General features: G+C 38.8%; 14 protein-coding genes and 2 pseudogenes. 12 read left to right on the top strand and 4 right to left on the bottom strand.

Going from position 1 to position 21,358, the window contains the following annotated elements; translation table 11 throughout:
- Positions 1 to 102: 102 nt before the first annotated feature.
- A pseudogene (locus BMY70_RS30710) lies at positions 103 to 402 on the bottom strand (DUF5712 family protein); the annotation flags it as partial.
- Between the two features lie 261 nt (positions 403 to 663).
- Between BMY70_RS30710 and BMY70_RS18850 the strand changes: the two are divergent.
- On the top strand, positions 664 to 1,980 hold the full coding sequence (locus tag BMY70_RS18850) for a DUF6973 domain-containing protein (protein ID WP_090337864.1): 1,317 nt from the start codon (positions 664 to 666) through the stop codon (positions 1,978 to 1,980).
- Positions 1,973 to 2,371 carry a hypothetical protein gene (locus BMY70_RS18845; RefSeq protein WP_090337863.1) on the top strand — a complete coding sequence of 133 codons (399 nt, stop codon included), beginning with the start codon at positions 1,973 to 1,975 and terminating at the stop codon, positions 2,369 to 2,371. Before BMY70_RS18850 ends, BMY70_RS18845 begins: the two co-directional genes overlap by 8 nt.
- 956 nt (positions 2,372 to 3,327) lie before the next feature.
- Here the strand turns inward: BMY70_RS18845 and BMY70_RS18835 are convergent.
- Positions 3,328 to 4,125 carry an XRE family transcriptional regulator gene (locus BMY70_RS18835; RefSeq protein WP_090337861.1) on the bottom strand — a complete coding sequence of 266 codons (798 nt, stop codon included), beginning with the start codon at positions 4,123 to 4,125 and terminating at the stop codon, positions 3,328 to 3,330.
- A gap of 275 nt (positions 4,126 to 4,400) precedes the next feature.
- Between BMY70_RS18835 and dnaE the strand changes: the two genes are divergently transcribed.
- The 9 genes from dnaE to BMY70_RS18785 all read left to right on the top strand — a co-directional run bounded on the left by dnaE (position 4,401) and on the right by BMY70_RS18785 (position 19,398).
- Positions 4,401 to 7,160, top strand: a complete 2,760-nt coding sequence (gene dnaE / locus BMY70_RS18830; RefSeq protein WP_218148648.1) for a DNA polymerase III subunit alpha — start codon at positions 4,401 to 4,403, stop codon at positions 7,158 to 7,160.
- A gap of 15 nt (positions 7,161 to 7,175) precedes the next feature.
- Positions 7,176 to 7,475, top strand: coding sequence for a hypothetical protein (locus tag BMY70_RS18825; protein WP_090337860.1), 300 nt, complete (start codon positions 7,176 to 7,178; stop codon positions 7,473 to 7,475).
- Positions 7,476 to 8,329: 854 nt separating this feature from the next.
- Positions 8,330 to 8,887, top strand: coding sequence for a Crp/Fnr family transcriptional regulator (locus BMY70_RS18815; RefSeq protein WP_090337858.1), 558 nt, complete (start codon positions 8,330 to 8,332; stop codon positions 8,885 to 8,887).
- A gap of 419 nt (positions 8,888 to 9,306) precedes the next feature.
- Entirely contained in the window at positions 9,307 to 13,023 is a 3,717-nt protein-coding gene (locus BMY70_RS18810; protein ID WP_090337857.1) for a T9SS type A sorting domain-containing protein, read from the top strand.
- A gap of 25 nt (positions 13,024 to 13,048) precedes the next feature.
- On the top strand, positions 13,049 to 16,333 hold the full coding sequence (locus BMY70_RS18805) for a DUF6443 domain-containing protein (protein WP_177197069.1): 3,285 nt from the start codon (positions 13,049 to 13,051) through the stop codon (positions 16,331 to 16,333).
- Positions 16,334 to 16,336: 3 nt separating this feature from the next.
- The gene (locus BMY70_RS18800) at positions 16,337 to 16,729 is read left to right on the top strand and encodes a hypothetical protein (RefSeq protein ID WP_090337855.1); all 393 of its coding nucleotides are present in this window, start codon (positions 16,337 to 16,339) and stop codon (positions 16,727 to 16,729) included.
- Positions 16,730 to 17,024: 295 nt separating this feature from the next.
- On the top strand, positions 17,025 to 17,636 hold the full coding sequence (locus BMY70_RS18795) for a hypothetical protein (protein ID WP_090337854.1): 612 nt from the start codon (positions 17,025 to 17,027) through the stop codon (positions 17,634 to 17,636).
- 28 nt (positions 17,637 to 17,664) lie between these two features.
- Positions 17,665 to 18,867: a C10 family peptidase gene (locus BMY70_RS18790; protein ID WP_090337853.1), complete on the top strand. Its 1,203-nt coding sequence runs from the start codon at positions 17,665 to 17,667 to the stop codon at positions 18,865 to 18,867.
- Between the two features lie 12 nt (positions 18,868 to 18,879).
- Positions 18,880 to 19,398 carry a hypothetical protein gene (locus BMY70_RS18785; RefSeq protein ID WP_090337852.1) on the top strand — a complete coding sequence of 173 codons (519 nt, stop codon included), beginning with the start codon at positions 18,880 to 18,882 and terminating at the stop codon, positions 19,396 to 19,398.
- A gap of 160 nt (positions 19,399 to 19,558) precedes the next feature.
- On the opposite strand, the gene BMY70_RS18780 is transcribed toward BMY70_RS18785, so the two are convergent.
- Entirely contained in the window at positions 19,559 to 19,954 is a 396-nt protein-coding gene (locus tag BMY70_RS18780) for an SMI1/KNR4 family protein (RefSeq protein ID WP_090337851.1), read from the bottom strand.
- A 127-nt stretch (positions 19,955 to 20,081) separates the two neighbouring features.
- Between BMY70_RS18780 and BMY70_RS31350 the strand changes: the two are divergent.
- A pseudogene (locus tag BMY70_RS31350) lies at positions 20,082 to 20,402 on the top strand (transposase); the annotation flags it as partial.
- A 69-nt stretch (positions 20,403 to 20,471) separates the two neighbouring features.
- Here BMY70_RS31350 and BMY70_RS18770 read toward each other — a convergent pair.
- Positions 20,472 to 21,326, bottom strand: a complete 855-nt coding sequence (locus tag BMY70_RS18770) for an IS3 family transposase (RefSeq protein ID WP_143072130.1) — start codon at positions 21,324 to 21,326, stop codon at positions 20,472 to 20,474.
- Between the last annotated feature and the right edge of the window lie 32 nt (positions 21,327 to 21,358).

The following is a 21,358-nucleotide window of genomic DNA, read 5'->3' as shown; positions in this document are numbered from 1 at the left end:
GGGCACCGAAGTTGACATCTTACAATGTGGCAGTGAAATTAAATAAAATCAAAATAGTTCTACTCATAATCTGTAATGGTTCATAACATATTAATGTCCTAATTACCAGCCAAGCCTAAAACTTTGCTTTTGCTCCTGCTTGGGCTTAATCTCCTGCTCCTGGCTGACCTCTTTCTTTTCGCATATGGTTTGTGCTATAATCTGGGACTGTTCTTTGACCGGTTTGACTTGCAAATTCAGCTCGGCCACAATCATATCAGCACGTTCATATGCGCTGCCACTAACCTTGGATTTCCGGTACTTAAAGGTTTCAGTCACCTGACGTCCATAGCTGAGCGTTCGGTCAAAGGCTTTTTCACAGTGTTCTGTAAAATCCAGCCGGTCAAATTGTCCGAATTTCTGGCTGTTGCCTTTATATTGATTTTACCGTTAAATAAATTCTGGTTACAAGTTTTACCAAACTAAATGAAAATTAATAGATTAATGTAATATTTATTTGAAACACTTATAAAACTAGTTGTACATAATTAGCAGCCTATGATAAAAACAAGCAAATGATTCCTTAATGACTCTTACGAAATTTTTTCCAATTGGAATTCATAGTAGTTAAACAGTGCAATTATTATTCTTATAAATTAATTATCTTATTAATATTCACCTCTCATGTTTAAGATTTTAAATTTTGGTTTATTGAAGGCAGCATTCCCTGCTTTATTTCTTATTATAATTTATTCTTGTCATCCCAAAGATACTGTAACTCCCACCAGTGAACTATCTTCTAAGAGTGTAACCATTGAAGAAGCAAAGGTACTATATGAAAAATATGTTAATCTGAATCGAACGGCTAGAACTTCTAAAAGGAAACGAAAAGAAAGACCAGTTTGGGAGAGCGGAAAAAACTTAACCCTAAGTGATGGAAAAGAAGGAATGGTTGTTGTCATTGAAGAAGATCAAGACGCACTTACCCTAGTTTCATTTGACAAGGATACAAATTCTGTAAAATCATTTGAGGAATTATTTACATCAGTTAAGCTGTTAGTTTACAAAGACGAAAAGGGAAAGGAACATGTTGAACGGATGTATATAAAGGGCGATTTAGATTATGCCAAAAGAAAGAAATTTCGTTACGAAGACTCGGACTTTTCAGGAAAAATATGGTTTGAGGATTTTGAAGATAACTTTCTTAGAGGTTTCTTTTATAAAGATGGCAAAACCATTGGTATCCAGACTGTAAACGATCCAAATAAAAAAAATGCAAGAGTTGCATATACATGTAGCTGGACTACGGAAACGGTGACAACGACTACTAATTTCTATTCCATATCCTGTTATATGAATGGATCAAATGTAACGTGTGGGCAACCTCAATTTATGTATAGCAGTACCAGTTCCACAAGTAGCGTGGTGTGGGCAAGTTGCTGGGACGATGGAACATCATCCAGTGGTCATCCTTCAGGAACTAGCTTGAATATTGATGACCCAGGATTTTGGGATTGGTTTGATTACGATATCAATGGTTTGGAAGTAAATTGGTTACTGACAAATCCAGGTAAGGCCTATCAATGCTATCTAAATTTTAAACAGGCAGAAGCTTCATCTAGGCAGCGATATGGTGGCGCAAAAGAAGAAGATAAAGACCAAGATGGAACCAATCAAAATGCCTACAAGCACGCCTTAGCTGCTGCCAAGCACGCTAAGTCATGGGGAAAAGCGGTAGCTTATCAGATCATGAATAACCATGAGGGCGGTCCGCCTCCTGTAACAGGCACAGCCAATTTGCCCCTGAATAGCCAAATGGATTATCATAATAATAAATTAGGGATTGATTATCAGGACTTAACTAATGATGAAGGTGATGTCTTAAGGGAAGGTATTCAAAGATTAATTGATACTGGTAAAGGAAAAAGATATGTTTTTGGAGCACTTCAATTTAGTAGTACTTTGATTAACACAACATCAGCCAACATAGACAATGACTAGACTTATTTTTCTTCTTATAATTATGCTTTCTCAAATTAGTTGCGAAAGAGATCGTTCAGAAACTATTACGGTAAAAATAGAGGGCAAACCTGTAAATCTTCCATACGCTTACCACCTTACCCGCGGTAATTTAAGTTGGACTTACCAGGGAGAGATTGAAGGAAAAGTCGGAGTTTGTATATCGGAATGTTCAATAATTGTAGAAGAAAAATTTACTATCAATTGCCCCCAAGTTCAAATCCTTTCTGGCAAATTTTCTATTGCATCCAACACTGGTCTTTTTGAAGGTATTAAAGCAGGTAAACAACTATGTTTCGTGTTTGTTCCTGAAAAAGGTAGCAAAGGAATAATTCATGTTAAGTTTACGGAAAGCAAAACTGGAGGCTGGTAATATTCAGTCGTTAATTTTATAATTACAACAAGAAAGGGCGTCTCATTAAATAGCTCCTTAATTGAACTGGCCAATTAAGAACTTTCTTATGAACCGAAGCGCATATCCAAAGGCTTATATCGAGGTATCGATTCAATCATTAAATTTAAAACTTTGTGATTAAATAACCTTTCAAGTTAATAAATCATAAAGCTATACCTTTTACATAACTCACACATAAAAGAACAAGCTTTCCAGTTGGAAAAGCTTGTTCTTTTATGATTAATTAATAATTTATTCTTATATAGTAAAAAACGGCAACATTGATAGACCTTGTTTCCGCATCGCCGCCATCTATTTTATGGGTATGTTCTCCACTACCATTTACATTGATTTCTTCGGTAGTCCAGCCGTTATTCTGACCACTATTAACTTTTGCAAATTCTAGCTACTGATGACAATCGGTAGCTGTTATGCTATGTTTGTGACTACTTCCTTCAATTGTTGCAACAAATCTATTATTTGGCATTTTAGTAGAGCCATTTTGTACACTTCCTACTTGCCTGACTTCAACATCAAATTTTTGATTAAATATTTCAGATGAAATATCTGACGTGTTTCCTCCGAAAGAATTTAGTCCTCGAAGAAATGCTCCTCGAAGATTTGGAACAGTTTCTTTTTTTAAAAGTCTGGATAAGCAAGTCAATGTAAACAAAGCCGACCCAAATTCTTTAGACTGGGACTCGATTTTCGAATCTGATACGTTCTATCAGAAGCCAATTGCTGATATGCAAGAGGTTTATCAAAATAGTCACCTCGCTGAGTGGGTTTTAAGAATTGTTAAACGTCTGCATCATGAATAAATAACGACATACTCTGCACGCCATACTACAGGTCCTTTGTAATCTATCCAATTTTCTGATCTATTCCAAAGGACTAAAACAATTATGTCAATCTCTCATTGAGGCTGGATTTGTTTAAAATCCTTTTGCTTCAACCTTCTCGCCAAGCATTCTTATCTCACGAATCACCTGCCCCAAATCGCTCACAGCCTCAGGAACGTCACGGCTAAAAAACGCATAATATTCCCAAATTTCGATTACCTCTGAAAGCTCGACGGTATACTCCTGATAAAGTTTGTTCAGAGATGTTAAAAGCACCTGCGGGCCCAGCATCGTTACCTGTTTGAAAACAAGATCCTGCTCCGAGCTCAAAATGACGACACATAACGTGCCTGCCTTGATGCCTCGCCAGTCCTGAACATACCGCGCCAGAATTTCACTTCCCTCCGGAATGGGTAGCATCGAATCGCCGACAGTCGGAAACATTCGGAAGGATCCTGACGGAAGGTTCGGTACATTGAATTTGGGAAGACTGGCCAGATACTCAGGATCGGAGAAGCCGGCCCGGTAACCGGCCTTAGCTTTCAGTGAAACATATTCCACATTCTCTCGGTCTTCCGGGCCTGTCGTAATGGCAAGGACCCGAAGCTTACTGCCGGTCTGGTAGACATCACTGCCATTTTCCAGCTCTCGGATTTTAAGCTCACCCAGCTTAGAAAGGCTGACCGTCAATAGCGTATCCGCTGCCATTTTAAAGTACCGCGAGAAACGGATCAGATCATCGAGCGTGGGATTGATAGTCTTACCTGTCTCGATTGCTTTGAGTTTATCTCGTGACATTCCTAAATGTTCAGCCAGCTGCTCCTGGGTCTTTTTTTTCCTCTTTCTGAGAAATTTCAAGTTTTGGGATAAAAATATTTCTTGCGCATTCATTTTCTTTTTGGTATTATAAGAACCATCTTTTCGGTATTATAAATACCAAAAATAAAAAACTAAATTGATTATCAACAACTGAATAAAAATAAAATGCTGCTCAACATCCATTCTTATTACAGTCTACGTTACGGAACCATCAGTATAGAGGATCTGAGCACACTGCTTTTAAGTAAAGGAATGACACGGCAGTACTCACCGATATCAATAACAGCTCAGGGATTTTCCCTTTCATTAAAAAGTGCCAGGCCAATGGGATCAAAGGTTTAGTAGGTATGGAATACCGAAATAAGGATAAATTTCTATACATCGGAATTGCTAAAAATCCGGCGGGCTTTGCTGAACTCAACCAGCATATGACCAGTGCCAATTTTGATAAACATCCATTATCCGAAACGGCTCCTGCTTTTCATCATGCTTATGCCATTTACAGTTATGGATCAAAAAAGATCAATGAGCTGCGGGAAAACGAGTTTATCGGTATCAAACCCGGGCAGTTGACCAGGATCGCCCGTGAACCCAGAAGTAACTTTGAAAAATATGTCATGCTCTGGCCGGTCACGGTACGAAGCGGCGAAGATTACGCGCTGCATCAGCAGCTGCGCGAGATCGACCACAACATTCTGTATGGTTATCTAACAATCGATATGCTCGCGCACCCGGCTGAAAAGATGCCCACCAAAGAAATGCTTTTAAAAACGTATGAATACTACCCTGAGATTATAAAAACGACGGAGCGGCTGCTTGACAGCTGCAGCTTTGAATTTGATTTTACGATCGTTCGAAACAAAAAGCATTTTACCGGAAATGCTTATGATGACAAGCTGCTGCTGGAAAAGCTCACTACCTCGGGCATGATCCGTAGGTATGGCAAAAACAACACGGAAGCCAAAGCCCGGGTACTTAAAGAGCTGCGTATCATCGACGAGCTGAAGTTTTCTTCTTACTTTCTTATTACTTACGATATTATACGCTATGCGGCCTCACGCGAATTTCGGCATGTCGGAAGGGGCTCGGGCGCAAATAGTATTGTAGCCTACTGTTTGGGCATTACCGATGTTTGCCCCATTGAGCTGGATCTTTACTTCGAACGGTTCTTAAATCCAAAGCGCCAAACGCCTCCCGATTTCGATATTGATTTTTCCTGGAAAGATCGTGATGAAATATTTACCTACATCTTTACCCGCTATCAGACCAAACACACCTCTCTGATGGGGGCCATGAGCACTTTTCAGGACCGAAGCATCATTAGAGAATTGGGAAAGGTATACGGTTTATCTAAAACCGAGATCGATCTTTTGATCCACGACCCGGGCTCACCCTATATCCACCGCGAAGCCGCAGCGGTAATTATGAAGCATTTTGAGCAGCTGGCAGATTTTCCAAACCAACGCACCATTCATGCGTGCGGAATCCTGATCAGCGAAGAGCCGATAGCGAATTACACGGCTCTTGATTTTCCGCCCAAAGGCATGCCAACCGCCCAGTTTGATATGTATGTAGCAGAAGACCTTCGCTTTGAAAAGTTCGACATATTAAGCCAGCGGGGACTTGGCCACATCAAGGAATGCGAGCAGATCATCCTTGAAAATACGGGTGAAAAGATTGATGTCTCTACGCCGAGCCGGTTCTTTACCGATCCTAACATCCGCGCTCAGCTAAAAACAACCAATACGATCGGATGCTTTTATATTGAATCGCCGGCAATGCGCCAGTTGATTAAAAAACTTGAATGCGATGACTACCGAACGCTGGTTGCGGCTAGCTCTGTAATCCGGCCGGGCGTTGCATCCTCAGGCATGCTTGAACAGTTTGTTGCCCGGCACCGCGCTTCTGAAACCACCGTATATCTTCACCCGGTCATGGAGCAGCAACTGAAAGAAACATATGGCGTGATGGTTTATCAGGAGGATGTTATCAAAGTCGGCCATTATTTTGCGGGCCTGGATTTAGGTGATGCCGATGTGCTGCGCCGGGCGATGTCAGGCAAACACCGCGGCTCTTCGCATCTACAAGAAATCCAGGCTAAGTTTTTCGCGAATTGCGTAGCATTGGAACGCCCGCTAGACGTAGCCAAAGAAGTCTGGCGCCAGATGGAAAGTTTTGCTGCTTACAGTTTTTCCAAGGCTCACTCGGCCAGCTTTGCAGTCGAAAGCTTTCAGAGTTTGTATTTGAAAACCTATTTTCCCATCGAGTTCATGGTCAGTGTGCTTAACAACGAAGGAGGCTTTTATAACCGCCGGACTTATGTCAATGAGGCCCGCAATGCAGGTGCTACCATCCACGTCCCCTGTGTAAACAAAAGCCAGCTGCGAACCTCCCTTTACGGAAAAGACATTTATCTGGGTTTCACGGCGATCAAGTCTTTGGAAGAAAATACGATCAAAATCCTCTTGGAAGAAAGAGAAAAAAAGGGGGAATATAAAAGCCTTGAAAACTTTATTTTAAGAACAGCGCTGCCGGTGATTCAGGTCAGTATTCTAATCCGGGCAGGAGCTCTGAATTTCACAGGGAGCGTTAAAACGGCTATGCATTGGGAAGCGCACTACATCTGTGGCAGGGTAGAAAATAAATCCAGGCAGCCCCAACTTTTTGATGCGCCTGCAAAAATGCATATGCTTCCTAAATTTGAATATACCCTAGTAGAGCACCTTTATGATGAATTGGAACTTTTGGAGCTACCTGTTTCCGGATCATTTTTTGATCTGATCCAGGCAGATTGTCAAAGGGACATTATGGCTGCACATATGAAGTTTTACACAGGAAGGACCATTACTGTTCTGGGTGAGCTTGTGACCTATAAGACTGTTCCCACACAAAGCGGAAAAATCATGAAGTTCGGCTCGTTTCTGGACCGTGCCAATACCTTTTTTGATACGGTTCACTTCCCCAAAAGCCTAGAAACCAGTGATTTTAAAGGAATGGGGGTTTATCAGATCGAAGGAAAAATTACCAATGAGTACGGTCACCACAGCATTAATGTAATTTCTTTTTTTAAAATGCCTTTGAAACCAAATCCCAAAATCACCGATTAAAAAACAATATACACCATGCAACAAATAAGCAAAAACTACTCCATTTTCGCGCACGCCCTACATAGCCGCCTTCAGCTGATCAAAAATAAAATAGACGCTTCGCCCGATATGAGCCCTCAGGAGCTTATTACCTTAAATAAAAAATACTTTGATATGGTCGCGCAATCGGTTGATACTTTTCACAATTACAAAGCCGGGCGAAACGATTACCACAATGCAGCCGAATTGTTTCTGGCAACGCTGGCCCCTCATGAAAAGGAGATTCAAAGCCAGCCTGTTTGGAAGCCGAAGTTTCCAAACAGGCCGAAAAGCTAACATGGGAAATATCCACGAAACAAGTTTATTCCATAAATGCGCGGTGCCTGCTGTAATCACGATAGTTTTCATATCATAGTAAATGTGCTGATAGGAAAAATCCATCCGTGGGTTTCAACTTTTATTTGCGGAACAGAAATGTATGCACAGGTTAAATACACTTCCTTTTTTTCAATATTTTTAAACTCTCTAAAAGAAAAAATTATAACAAACCCCAGCCCTTCTCAGCAATCATTGGTAAACACTTAAAATAGAGAAAAGTAGATTTGTGATCTGAGATTTCATACAAGAAGCGACTCGTTTTCGTATGTATTAAATATTGTAGGACGAACGATCTTATCTGAGTATTTTTTTTAAATGTTTCCCTGATGACAATTATGAATATAAGAAAGTTTGAAAGGCACTTATAATATCAATCACGATAACCACTCCAATTTTATTAACCATAATTTTTACACCATCAGGATAATGTTGAGAAAGGACATTAAGCGTTGGTCAAAATCCGCAGTCTAGAAAGTGCGTTCTCCTTGGACTAATCTAAGAATTTTCACGGAACGGCTGCTACCCACTTCTTCTTTGTTTTTTCACTTAACATAGATGGGTCGTTAAATACTAATGATTTCACAAAAAGCTTGTGCTTGAACTATATTCTTTTAGAAGCCCCAGCGTTAAATGTGGCCGTTCCTTTGTATTGTGCTTGGGATTCTCAATCGGATCGTGGTTATAATCATTGAAATAACTCACGTTTTTCATTTTTTTATTATTACTTTCCAAAATTAACCTAAACTACTTCTATATAAAGTCATATTTATTCTACTAACTTGTGAGATTGATCTGAGAGAGAACGTACCCAAATGGATGAATTTATCAAATTATTAAAACCATCGATCGACCTTAAAAATATTAACGATATTCGATCAGTCTCAACACTAATAAATGTTGCTTCTCCTAGGATTTTATTATCTACCCTGCAAATTCAAGACAGAATATATTTCATCAGGGAAGGTGTTATCAGACGGTATTCCATTGTCGATGGAGAAGAAAATACAAACTGGTTTTTTTCAAAAGGTGACTTTGCAATCAGTGAAGATAGTTTCTTTCTTGACGAAGCTTCCGAAGAATACTTGGAAACAACTGGGCCCTCTCTTCTTATTGAAATAAAAAAAGCTGATTATCTCAATCTTATAAATAACTCTCCCGAATTTAAACAACTGGTCAATCGGCTGTACAAGAAATATATTTCTGGAAAAAGGGAGTATCAAAGAGTAATCACAAATCCTAGGATTAATTCATATGACTGGTTTGCCACAAATCACAAGTATGCTCTAAATCACATAAAACTCCATCACCTTGCTCGCTTCTTAGGAATAACGAAAGAATATCTCTCTAAACTCCGGTCACAAAACAGGTAAGCTAATCTTGAAATAGTGATACGACTTAATATATATTAAATCATTAGTTAATATATATTAATTGACTTTGTGACCGATTATAACCTAAGTTTATAAAAAAAAGCCCCGCTCCTAGTTGGCACTTTGCCGGGACTTCTTATAGTTCTTATCTACTCAACAAAAATTTCTTAAATGTATGAAATCTTTACTTCTACGAACTTTTCTACGCTATAAAGCACTTATTATATAGCAATCTTCTTTAATCTTTTCCCTCAGGCTTTTAGCAAGTTTAAAATTAATCAACTGACTCGATCACATATCGATCAGTATGTACCACAGAAAATTTTCTGCTAGTTCTGAACGAACCAGATTTTGTTCAGCAGCGGAGCCTTGCCAAAATTAAATTAAACCCGTTAAATTTTTAACAAATTCTCTATCAAATGATTTTTATCCCTAAGACAGATAGTCTGTCCGTGCAGATTCTGACGGGCTTCTTACTCTTGTTCCCATATTTTTTATATGGACAACAAAAAGTAGAAAACAACAAATATGCTAGTCAAAGTATTCTCACTTCATCGCCCGTGGCTTCATCTGTTCTTGTATATGGCAACACTCCGGTTAGCCAATATACAGGAACACCTGATATCAACGTACCTATTCATCAAGTATCTTTTAAGGACTTATCCGTTAATATCTCACTTCAATACCATCACGCTAACGGAAGTAAGCCCGACGTGTTTCCTGGACCTGTTGGGAATGGGTTTTCACTAAATAATGGAGGTGTAATTACGCGTATATCCAGAGGTGTAACCCAAAATAATTTCCCTTCCGGTACTCCTATACCAGTCGATTTTAATCCTACGGCTGATGCTGATTGGAGTTCAAATGCAAAAATGCAAAATCATATAAAGACACAGACCATATTTACTAATAATAATGGAAGATATGATGAATATGCTTATAATTTCGGGGGGACTTCGGGCAAATTTTATATTGACCAAAACGATGGATTTCGGATCAAGACTGCGCAGGGAGAAGACATACTGGTGGAAAAAGAGGTTCTAGTCAGCAAAAGTTTCACCATCCCCGCAGAAACTCAAACGCCTAGTGGATGTACAACAACACCATACAGCAATATTATTACCCAAGCTAATTTTATATATAAGTTCACCCTGACAGATAGCAAAGGTGTAAAATACACATTTGGTGGGACTGATCCATCCATTGAATTTACAAGACCTGGAATGGGCTATGGTGTATTCGATGTTAATAACCAGAATACGGTTGCTACTAGCTGGTACTTAACTTCAATTTTGTCTCCAAACGGATATAAAATTGATTTAAATTACATTAGAGATAAGTTTTATATTACCAATGAAATATCTGTAAGTGACCGCATTATAGCACCTAATTCCTGGGCAGACAATGATAATTTTCCGAAAGGAAAAGTAATTAAAAGTACACTTTTCCATCCCTGCTATCTGGATGAAATCATTACACCTGCCAGTAAAGTTAAGTTTACCTGGAGCACAGCCAGTTCGCAGCTAGGTTATAATTTCTCGGTAAATTGTAGTTCACCAACAGATTTAAACAGTCAAATTTACTTTTACGCATATCCACAAGTTAAGGATGCCACTCTGTCCGGAAGATTTCCTAATAAGCTTGACAAGGTAGAAGTATCAACAACAGCAGGTACCTTAAAAAAGACCGTTGAATTTGGTTATACCAATTCAACGTCAACCCGTCTGAAACTACTTACGCTTACTACAAAAGCAGGGACTGAAAGTATGCCACCTTATCAGTTTGGATATAATACCGCTGTACCATTGCCTGCATACCTTTCATTTAAAACCGATGATTGGGGCTTTTACAATAATAAAGGCGATTTATATATGAGCTCAACCGACCCTATATACTATTATAATCTTTTTAATAGTGCAACGGAACGGCAATTGTACCTTAACTCGCGAAAACCGGATGTCAATTATACACAAGCAGAAATTTTAACAAAAATTACTTATCCAACCGGTGGATATACCGAATACGAATATGAAAATAATGACTATGGCCGTGAAGCAAAATATTGGCCTGCATCCATTCTGGAAAATACGGGCGGTATTCAATACACTGGTGGATTGCGCATAAAAAGGATCTCCGATTATGATTTTGCAAATCATAAAGCCACCGAAAAAAAATATTATTACAAAAAAGATTATGCAACCGGCGGCAGCTCTTCGAGTGGAGTGTTAAGTTTTCAACCCCTTCATTATGCTTTTTTTAGCGGAACTGTAACTGCCCCCGCAAGATATGTTGGAACGTCAAGTCAACCCAATTTCACAGGTACAATGACGTACAGGCAATATAGTACAGACCCTATGAATGCTGTAACCTACAATAAAGGCAGCCACATTTCTTATTCGGAAGTAACTGAGCTAAACCTGGATGGCAGTTACACAGTTTTTAAATTTAAAAATTTCGATAATGGATATCATGATAATCCTGCCGAAAACTACGTTTCTGATAATTCCAATGTAGGAGAATTTTGGAAAGAAGATGAAATGAATAGTCTTGAGTTAGAAAGAGGGCAGCTTTTGAGCGAAGGGGCGTATAATAGTACGAACACACTTGTTCAAAATTCGGTGTACAATTACAATGACGACGCCGGCCGCTTTAACAATAATGTCAGAAGAATAAAATTTATCCCTAATCCCATATTCTCTGTTAATTATCCTTCGCTTCGTTACACTGCTACTTTAATTTATGTTTACTATCCATACCTTAAAACTAAAACGGTAACTAACTACGATCAAGGTGGATCAATAGCTAAAGCGACAAGTTATACCTATGCCGCAAACAGATTAATGTCAACCCAAAGCTTTTTAAATAGCAAGGCCCAAACTGTATTGGTAAGCAATAAATATCCTCATGACTACCCGTCAGACCCAGTAAACCTGGCAATGGCAAATAAACACATCATTGCTCCGGTAATTGAAACTACAACATCGGTTAGTGGTGTTCAGGTTAATTTGGTTCATACCAACTACTACGCGCCATTTACCGGTATCTACGTACCTCAAAACATACAGGTCAAAAATGGAACAAATCCTATTGAAACAAGGCAAAACTTTAATCAGTATGATAATCAGGGGAATCTTTTGGAACAACAAAAGCCAGGCGATGTTAAAGAAACTTATCTGTGGGGATACCAAGGGCAATATATTGTGGCAAAAGTATTAGGGAGTGACTTTAGTACAGTGCAGTCACAGATATCACAACCTATATTAGATAATGCTGCTACTGCTACGGACGCCAATATACGTACAGAGCTTAATAAAATAAGAACTGCCCTGGCGGGTCAGGCTATGGTGACAACTTATACTTACAATGCACTTGTCGGCAATAGCAGCATTACAGATCCAGCCGGCAAAGTAATACATTATGAATATGATATATTCAGCCGGTTAAAAAGCCTCCATAACAATGACGCGTCCGGTAATGTCAGAGTCTCATACTGTTATAATTATGCAGGGCAGGCAGTGCCTTGTACAGCACTAGCTCCAACTGGCAGTATCGCGGCATCCACATTAGCATTAATTTCAGAAGAACCTCCGCTTCCGGTAACTTTAACTGAATTTAATGCTGTCAAGTACGAACAATCTGCATTGCTCAGCTGGAAAACGACAATGGAAACAAACAGTGACAGGTTTGAAATTGAAAGGAGTATAAATGGTAAACAGTGGTTGAAACTTGGTTCAGTCCCATCACAAGGCGAAAACAACGGTACTCAGAGATACTCATTTACAGATAGCCTACCAGTGATTGGGGCGCAATCCCACGGAGAAAATCTCTACCGGATAAAAATGATTGATTCAGATGGCACTTTTGCATATAGCCGTATCCAAAGCTTAATTTTTGGAACTGATTCTAAGGTGTCGATTTATCCAAACCCAATTACAATCGGGGAAAATATTAATCTATTAATTGATGATATTTCAACGGTTCTGAATATCAAGATATATGATAGTACAGGAACACTTGTCCACCAGTCAAGCCCGCAAAGAAAGATCGCAGCGAACAAGATTTCCGCAGGGTTATACATGATTCAAATCACGTATATGGATGGAAGTATATCAACACACCGGGTGGTTAAACAATAATCTATTCACCATTTTCTTTATCAAAATGAAACATATCCCATCCTATATATTGGTCTTAGTTTCCTTGTTGCAATCGGTATATGGGCAGCAGACTAATAGCCAGAATTATATTATTTCACGGATTTATAAACAAGCAGGAACCAATGCCAACCAAGTAGATAAGGTGAATATCCAGGTACAGTACATGGATGGACTTGGCCGTATTATCCAAACTTTGGGCGTAAAACAAAGCCCAACGGGGTCTGATATTATACAATCTGTCGAGTATGACGCCCTCGGAAGGCAAGCAAAGCAATATTTGCCTTATGTAGCATCCGCAAACGGAGCCTTTCAGGATGCCGCGACAGCTGCTCCTATCTGGTACACTACAAACTCCGCTCTTTTAAAAGCAGACGATCTAACCAGGCCATTTAGTGAAACTTTCTACGAATCAACACCGCTTGGTCGTCTCACCGGTCAAAAGGCTCCCGGCGGCAAGAGTGCTAATTCTTCACTTGAATATAAAGTGAATACCACAAATGAAAACATAAAACGTTATGACTTTTCCAGTTCCTTAACTTCAAACGGAAGTTATGGGCCAGGACAACTCACTGTTTTGCAAAATACGGATGAATATGGAAAAGTGGTACGGCAATACACAGACATGCTGGGCCAAATGATTTGTAAGCAGGTTGTTGTTTCACCTTCGCAGACACTCTCAACCTACTATGTCTACGATGACAACGGATGGCTACGTGTTGTTCTTCAGCCTAAGTACCAGATTGATGCCAATCTTACCAACTACGCGTTTCAGTATGATTATGATTCCAGGGGAAGGGTTATTGTTAAAAAAATTCCTGGTTCAGGTATAACGGAAATTGTATATGATAAATATGACCGTCCTGTAATGTCCCGCGATGCAAATCAAACAGCACGTGGATTCTGGGGATTTACAAAATATGATGCATTGAACCGCCCCGTTATAACGGGTGAAATTCAATTAAGCAGCGATAGAGTTACGCTCGCGGGATCAGTAGACACTGGCACTGAGCATCACGAAATCAGAAACAATGCCGCGACTGAGGGATATACGTTAAACAAAACCGCTCCAACAAACGCTACACTTGATAATTTACGTACAATTACCTTCTATGATGATTATGCCTTTTCAAAAGGTTCCAGTATGAGCTATAATACAGCATCGGGTTATGGAACAACTCCTGTTACCTCGCCAAAGACGTATTCGACTGGCGGACGTTCGAGAGTTCTGCTAAGCAGCGGAAGTATGGGAGATTGGTTAACAAACGTGGTTTATTATGACTCGGAGTATCGCACTATTCAAAGTGTCCGTGAATTATATGATCTCGGGTCAAATGCGGTAGAGAGGATTTCAATGAAATATCTTTATGATTTGGCCGGAGTTGTAGCGGAACAAAAAACAGAACAGATTTTATCGGCTTCGGTTACAAATACACATCTTGCAACTTATACTTACGATCACGCAGATCGACTTTTAGAAGTAAAGGAAAAAGTTACCAATGGATTAAATTCGACTTCAAAAGAAGCATTTACAATTGCGCAGCGCTATAATACACTTGGCCAGATTCAAAGCAAATGGTTCCATTCAACCGATAATACTAAATATCGACATCGCACCGATTATACCAACAACATTCGTGGCTGGGTAACTGATGGGAAGACTGTTTATAAAACTCTTGCAAATTCTCCTGACAAGTCAATATTTGCATTTGGCATGGAATATAAAAAAGATGATGGAAATTATACGAATGGAAGTATAAGTAAGGTTCAATGGCAAAGTAAAGATGAAAGTGACTTCACCGCAGGTTTAACTTTTGAATATGACGGAGCAAGTCGATTATCAGGTTCCACAGGAATAAGTTATGCGAATGTTCCATACCCAAATAAAGAAAGTAACATCTTATACGATGAAAATGGGAATATTACAAACTTAACCAGATCCGGAGCATCAGTCGATAACCTTACTTACCAATATACCGGTACAGGAAATAAGCTTTTTTCAATTTCAGATAACTCAGGGAATGACACTGGGGTAAAAAACGGCACGTATAGTTATACTTATGACGCAAACGGGAATATGCTCACCGACGGAAATAGAGGTGCTGTCATTACTTATAATTACCTAAACCTACCTAGAACAGTTGTGATCAATGGTAAAACACTGGCTTATGACTATGATGCTTCCGGAGACAAACATAAATATGTAGGAGCAGCCATGACTCTGAAATACGCCAACCAGTTTGAATACAAAAGGGTAAATGCTGTTGATAGTCTGTACCGGGTAGGATTAAATGATGCGCAGGCAGTTTATAGAAATGGAAGTTTGAAATTTGAATATTACGTAAAAGATCATCTTGGTAATGTTCGTGTAGTATTTGACGAAACGGGAAAAATAATTCAGAAATCCGATTTTTACCCGTTTGGTTTAGAAATCAATAAAGATAATCCTGTTACAAGCCAAGCCTCAAGAAATACAACAAACCGTTATCTATATAATGAGAAGGAGTTACAGGATGGAACAGGTTTTCTTGACTATGGAGCCCGGATGTATATGCCAGAAATCGGAAGATGGACTGCTGTAGATCCACTAGCAGAAATTTCAAGAAGATTTTCCCCCTATGTTTACGGTTTTGATAATCCGGTTAGGTTTATTGATCCTGACGGTATGGCAGCAAAGGATCCGCAAAAATCCTGGGTTCAGATTATTCTTGATTATCTGGGATTTTTTAAAAGTCCTGAGTCTACCGAGGAAGCCGCAACTTATACCAAGAGACAAGAAAATTTCAATTCAATTACTAACTCCCTTGTAAAAAATGGAGAAGACCTAAAAAGAAAAGCCGGATATATTCCATTCTTTGGAGCTATCACTGATATAGCCCAGGGTCACGTTGAAAAAGATAATACTCAGGTAGTAATTGGAATGGCTTCACTAATTTTGGATTCGTTCCCAGGAGCGGGCAAAACAACAGGAAAAATAGCTTTGGGCCTAGATAAGGATTTATTTAAATTTGCTGAATCCAAAGGATTTCAAACGTATAGAGATTTTTCCTCTGGGTTTCAAAAGGATAAAATTTTGTCTGCTATACAAAATGGCAGCAATGAGCTTCATTTTAACTTAACAGGTTTTTCACATTATCGATATAGCAAGTTTGACCCCACCGGTCACGTAACGTTTAATAACATTACGAACTGGGAATTGCACACCATCTATAATACACCAGGTGCATTAGAAAGAACTAAGTTTTACAAATTCATAAACGGAAGTTATCAAGAAATACCAAAACCTTTTTGACATATGAAAGAACTATTAAATAGAGATTTTAGGATTTGGGCATATACAGTCAGTCATAGTTTTCTGATAATACGAAGTCCAATGATATATAAAGATGTCGATGGGCACGAATCTGCTCCTTATAATATCGATATTGAATTTTCAGCGGTCGAATATTTAGATATTCCAAAGTCGTTGTCAGGGATTTCGATAAATGAAATAAAAGACCGCATACCCAAAAAGTTTTCCAAGTATACTTCTAGCAGTGGATTAAAAATCTATGAGATTAAATCAAACGCGAAAATATATTATATTCTTGCCGGTGGTTATAGAATTGGCAAAAACGAATGGGAACTTGAAGATCGCATCTCAAATATGGAATTAGAGTATGACGAGATTTTAGCATCTTCGATATGAACCTCCCATTGGTAAGGTAAAATAATCCTAATCACCAATTGGATACCTGTGCTAAGTCTTTTTTAGAGTTTAAGAACCGCCGGATAAACCCGGCGCTTCTTAGTTCGAATTTGTGATTAAACTTCCTAGGGTATGAAAATTATCCTCAATGCATTGTTTTCGGCGCGCTTAATGGTGTTTCTAAATTCCTCAAACATATTGCAGTGGAAGACTATAAAATGGAAATAGAGCCTCATTGAATTAGGCGTGCTGCATTCATTGAACGAAATACAATTTTTCTTAAACAGCTCAACAATTGAAAAAATATAGGAATTATCTACTTGCATTAATTTTATCTTTCACGTTTTTTAATTGCCAAAAGAATAACCCGGATATAAATTTAAAAGTAGTCTTACAGGTTGAAGTTCAAAATTTGCAGTTAAACATTTATTCTGGCTCGATTGATTTTCTTTCTTTTGATTTAGTTGATTCCAAAGACAAAAAAGTGTACAGTATAGGAATGAACAAAGCCGCATCATTTTCTGATTATAATGCTACCGCTTATATAGACAGTAGCAGTTTAATTCTTTCAGAAACCAAAATTCGAACACCCGGATCTCAGCCCGATTTCATTTCGGTTGGACCAATTCAATCAACAAAAAATCAAATCTATATTGATTACGAAGCCGATTCGGAAGACAATACCTATAAGACAACAAAAGTCATTGCAGAAATAACTGAAAAAACCGTCCTAACAGTTTTAGATACTCAGGATAACATTAAGCACTACCGTTTATCCAATGGTTTACAACAGTATTTGGTGCCTAATTTACTTAAAGCAATAAACAAAAATTTAGGAGTCAACGGTTCTGTACAGGGAAGCCAGGCTGGTAAATATTTTGTATATGATATTGAGGAACGAAAATAAATAGCTACCACTTTTATAACATTATATTATGAAGAAAATTTATTTGATTTTCCCGGCATTGGCCATGTTTTTTATCACTTGCCAGTCACCGGAAAAAGTTGATTCACTAAACAATTCAAAACAAGTAGATGCCGTCAAAAGCGAAACAATTTTAAACGTAGCCAGAAATTTCAATGCATTTACATCGGTAGCATCTGACAAGGATGGTGCTAGAAATGCCCGAATTGGAGATAAAGAAAAAACAATTAGGGATATAACTCCATTTAAAGATGATCAAGGCAATGCATTGTACTACGTTATTAATTACAAAGAAGGAGGATTTGTAATTGTTTCGGCGGAAAAAAAGACACTCCCTATATTAGCATTTTCCGATAACAATGAATTTCCAATTGGTAAAGAGCTTCCAAATGGAATTAAAGAAACGATAAGCAGTTACAGTGAATCCATAAAAAAAGCACGATTTGACAATGCCGCTGCTGATTCCAGGATTGTAAAAGAATGGGAAAGATTAAGTAATACTAATGCCATTAACAAATGGGTCGAAACAGCACGAAAATCGGCTGGTGCCAAAACATCCAGTGAACCGGTTGATCCCCCATGTGAGGATTCTCAAATATATGTAGGGCCATTTACGGCCCCATGGGGACAAGGAGCTAACTGGAATTCCCAGATGCCTTTAGAGTCAACCTTCGGGTGTACAGGTTTACCAAATGGACGCGCACGTACCGGATGTGTTGCAACCGCGATGGCAGAAATAATGAATTATCACCATTTTCCTAATTCCTATAATTGGTCAGCAATGGGAGCAACACAGTCGGAAACTGCTCGTTTGATGAGAGATGCAGCCAACAGCGTCACTACGAGTTATCAATGTACAGCAACACTAACAGCTAGCAGTACTAATGTTGCTCCTGGTCTAATCAATGGCTTTGGTTACTCATCTGCCAATTATGCTTCTTACAATGTAAATACTATCCAAAATGAAATATTAAATTTCGCACGGCCAGTGCTTCTTATGGGGACACGAGTAAATTTTGGGGCACATGCTTGGGTTTGCGATGGTTTTTACCAATACCTTCCCTGTGGTTCAATGTTTACCCCAATGCTATATATGAATTGGGGCTTTGAAGGCTACTTTAACGGATTTTATTCAATTTCTACTGGATTTGATCCTTGGGGCGAATCGATATATTTCACTAATTTATTAATGGTATCATCTATTAGACCTTAACCGATAAATATTATGAAAAATATACTCCTTTACGCAGTAGTTCTGGCTATTTGGATTGTAAGCTGTACAGACAAAAATGAGGACGAGATGAATATTCAACAGTTAGGTGGTTATTTTTCGGGAAGTCTTAATATAATGATTAAAGATAAGAATGGGATTGATATGCTTAATGTTAGCAATCCAAATTCTCTAAAAAAATTCAAGATTTATTATTTGTTGAATGGAAAGAAAGAGCTTTACAGCAAGTCTCTGATGTATGCTCCAAGTGGCTATGTTATAGAAAAATTTGCGGCTGACAGCAATTATCATATGCAAATATTCATTAATAGCCCTACCCCAGAAAGCACCACGAATGACAACTGGACTACCTACCTTGAATTTGAAGACGGAAGTACAGATACAATCCAAGCCTCATTTGATATTAAGCCAGGTTATATCGCTGTTCAAAAAGCATCATACAATGGTAAATTAGCTTGGGAAACTTCTGAAAAAAACGGAGTTATAAATTCATTTGAACTGACAAAGCAATGATTAGTAAAAATTGGACTAAAAACAAGCTTACCAATCCTATGCCTCAAATTTTTTTCATAAAAAATAAGTTCTAAATCATTTCAAATCTTCTATTTGAGACAATATTTTGGTCTAAAAAGACCACCGTGGCTGTTGCACAACTATTATTAAAGCTTGCCTTTTACAGATTTGCTAGCATTTCTAAAAACTGTTCAAGGCTTTGACCAAAACCGACAAAGTCGCTGTCATCGGCAATAAATGGCAATAGTCCGAACTGGTATGGAGAGCTACGGGTGTCGATAATGAACATTTCGAGACCCCCATTTGATCCGATGAAGACTGCCCATGGATATAATTCCGCGCAATAATCTAGCGTCATTTGATAGATTGCTTGGAGGGGTGCAAAAATGGCATATGAGTTTCCGATAAACCCTTCAAATCCATTGACATTGCGCAAGAAAGTGGAGAAATCAGACGGAAGACGTATCCCCAACTCTGCTTCGAGTTGAGCAATATCTTGTAATGATGCGGGCTCATTTTCGATTTTTGGGGAGTATTTTTCAAGAAAAGAATCCATTAATTATGTGTGTTACTAGATGACAAATAATTTCCCTATAAGGCTGAAATTTTGTAACTTCAGGAATGCAAGGAAGGAAAAATTACTCGGAAAAACTCTTTGTCTTATACTGATATAGCTTGACAGCTTTCAACTTTCAGAACGCGTTTCTAAGGGGAACTTCTATCGAAGACTTGGCGAAACGCTGGATTTACAGTTTTTATACAAAGACACTCGCGAGCTATATGGCAAAACGGGTAACCCGTCCATCGACCCAGTTGTCTTCTTTAAATTGATGCTGACAGGGTATCTTGAAAATATCACTTCGGACCGTCGGTTAATTGAGCATTGCTCAATGCGCATGGATATTCTTTACTTTTTAGGATATGATATCGATGAACAATTGCCATGGCACTCTACTGTAAGCCGAACAAGGCAATTATACCCGACCGAGATTTTTGACACGCTTTTGTATGTGCCCCTTTTTTCAGACAGTTTTTAGGTTGTCATTTCGGACTTTTGAGGTCCTCCCTGGTTTTCAGACGGTTGAAAGTAGGGTTTCGGGTGTTTCGTGATGTAAATTAACAAATTCTTTTGGAGTTAAATCGTTAAGCGTACTGTGCGGTCTGAAATGGTTATATTCCCACCGAAAGTCTTCGATTTTTCTTCTGACGTCGTCCAAAGATAAGAACCAATTAACCGAAAGGCATTCATCCCTGAACTTTCCATTAAATGATTCAACATATGGGTTGTCCGTTGGTTTTCCTGGTCTTGAGAAGTCGAGCGTTACGCCATTCGAATACGCCCATAAGTCCATTTCCTTCGAAATAAATTCACTACCGTTATCGCATTGAATTCGCTGTGGAAAACACCCTTCAACCAGGCAGATTCGGCTTAATTCCTTAACAACATCAATCCCTTTTAAAGATTTTCCAGCCAGCAAACCGTGGCAAATTTTACTGCAGTTATCGACTACAGTTAAGACCCGGAATCTTTCTCCATTGAAAAGCGCATCCTGAACAAAATCCATGCTCCAGACCTTGTTAATGGCTTGAGTGTCCAGACGTTCAAGACGGTGGTCCGCACTACGGCTTCTGCGTGGCCTTTTTGTCCTTAAATTAAGCCCAGAAGCTTTGTAGATACGGTATACTCGTTTATGATTGTCGCTGAAACCTTCTCTTTTCAACAGCACAAAAATCCTGCGAAATCCGTATCTAACCCTGGTATTTGCGATTTCTTTCATTCGCATTGTTAGTAATGTGTCGTCGCGGCGATGGTGCTTATAGTAATACATCGCCCGAACCAACTTCACACAGCGGCAAGCCCTCTGGATCGAAACACGATAGTTGGACACAAGCCAATTGGCCATTTCCTTCTTATACGGCGGCTTCACAATTTTTTTTTAATAACGTCCTGAAGCATCTG

This window comes from Dyadobacter koreensis, from assembly GCF_900108855.1.
Taxonomy (GTDB): domain Bacteria; phylum Bacteroidota; class Bacteroidia; order Cytophagales; family Spirosomataceae; genus Dyadobacter; species Dyadobacter koreensis.
Note: the sequence above shows the minus strand (reverse complement) of the source record. Positions and strands in the feature narration are given on the sequence as shown.